This window comes from Pseudomonas tremae, from assembly GCF_001401155.1.
Lineage (GTDB): Bacteria > Pseudomonadota > Gammaproteobacteria > Pseudomonadales > Pseudomonadaceae > Aquipseudomonas > Aquipseudomonas tremae.
Genome location: NZ_LJRO01000399.1, coordinates 1 through 208, shown reverse-complemented (window position 1 = coordinate 208; position 208 = coordinate 1). Strand labels below are relative to the sequence as shown.

Sequence of the window (208 nt, the reverse complement as noted above, 5' to 3'; positions counted from 1 at the left end):
AAAAAACCCCCGCCATTGCTGGCGGGGGTTTTTATCGTGCGCTGCTCGGGGTTTAGCCGATTGCCACGCCGTGCGCTTCTGCCAACGGCTTCAGACCGCCTGCAAAGCCTTGACCAATGGCCTTGAACTTGAACTCGTCGCCATTGCGGTACAGCTCGCCGAATATCATCGCGGTTTCGGTCGACGCGTCTTCCGACAGGTCGTAACG

At 58.7% G+C, this 208-nt stretch carries 1 protein-coding gene; it reads right to left on the bottom strand.

Annotated features, from left to right (window positions below; genetic code table 11):
- Positions 1-52: 52 nt before the first annotated feature.
- On the bottom strand, positions 53-208 hold a 156-nt coding region (locus ALO43_RS22565; RefSeq protein WP_162235616.1), incomplete at its 5' end, for a TerD family protein.